The organism is Phyllobacterium sp. (assembly GCF_037994425.1).
In the GTDB taxonomy this organism is placed as follows: domain Bacteria; phylum Pseudomonadota; class Alphaproteobacteria; order Rhizobiales; family Rhizobiaceae; genus Phyllobacterium.
Window position 1 is genome coordinate 1 of the sequence record NZ_JBBNAM010000153.1, and the last position, 1,324, is coordinate 1,324.

General features: G+C 55.5%; 2 protein-coding genes. Both read left to right on the forward strand.

Annotated elements, in window-relative coordinates:
• Window positions 1-242: mechanosensitive ion channel family protein (locus tag AAAB35_RS10905; RefSeq protein WP_340668300.1), on the forward strand; the 242-nt coding region annotated here is incomplete at its 5' end.
• Between the two features lie 335 nt (window positions 243-577).
• Entirely contained in the window at window positions 578-922 is a 345-nt protein-coding gene (locus tag AAAB35_RS10910) for a hypothetical protein (RefSeq protein WP_340668301.1), read from the forward strand.
• Window positions 923-1,324 lie beyond the last annotated feature (402 nt).

Sequence of the window (1,324 nt, forward strand, 5' to 3'; positions counted from 1 at the left end):
GCATTAAGCTGAGCTTTAAAATGATGACGAAACCGGGCTTCCAGTCCACGATCCGACGGCGCGCCTACGTAATGATCCGCGAAGCCTTCGCCCAAAATGGCATCGGGTTTGCCTCACCAACGGTGCATGTCGCGGGAGGCGAGGAACATTCGTCGGGGGCCTTAGCAGCAGCCACAAGTGACGCCTTAGCACGCAAGAGGGCTGCTGAAGCGAAATTGAAATTGGTGGAGGGTGAAAGCTGAGCTGCCGGGCGCAACTAGAGGCTCGTCGCTGCAAGTCCGGCAATCGTCGCTAACTCTGACGAACATAGAGGCAGACCCTCAAATGCCACCTTGAGGGATGCATCGCGGGGTTCCCAAAGATGACCACACTGCGCTGTCGGCAAGTGGATCATTGAGATTGGGCTAGCGTAACGACCAAGCGAAAACCGTTATTGCACGGCGCTGTGGCGGCCACGTAACGCAGGTACTTGGAACTACGTTCTTGCCGGAAATTCGAGTGGATGAACTTGTCTTTCGTCGAAACGCGAGTGCGGGCTTTGGAACCCAATTAACGCAGACCTGAAAGGATCAAAAAAATGACCGTATACGTTGCCGAAATTTCAGGACGAGGAATTGTTGCTTTTGATGCAGCAAATCAGGATGAGGCCGTAGCACGCCTGTCGGACAGGGCGTTACGGAGGGACCTGCATGTGTTGCAAAACCAAGGCCGATCCCTCTGGGACGGTGTCGCGGAGATCAGTGTGCGCGGAGCTCTCCCGGAGGAGGCTGAAACCTGGCATGCTAGCCGCGCGATGGTCGGCCGGTCGGACGAACCCGGTGATCGCGAGGACTGGCGTATCTTCCTCGTCCCGGTCGTCGATCCTTCGAGATTCGCCGATGACGACGATGATGATGATGATGACCGAGGCGATGGCGACTGAAACTCAAGCGCATAGCTATTGATCTCTTTTGATCTGTTGCGCATGAATCCGTTGCGCTGGTGATAGTCTGGCACCCTGCCGAGGCAAATCGCAACGCAACTACTCCATGCGAGACATTGATTTCGAGATAACGCCACTTCTGATGTTTTACAGGCCGAGTTGCCGGTGTCGACATTGCCGACACTGACCATCCGCTGTCCATTTCACGGTGGTTTTCCACTTCACCTTCTACGCATTCAGGTTCTTTTTGTTCTGGCGGTTGGCGATCATGTCGTCTACTACCGTAGGATCGGCAAGCGTTGACGTATCCCCAAGCGCGTCGAAATCGTCTTCGGCGATCTTGCGAAGGATGCGGCGCATGATCTTGCCGGAACGGGTTTTTGGCAGGCCGGGCGCAAACTG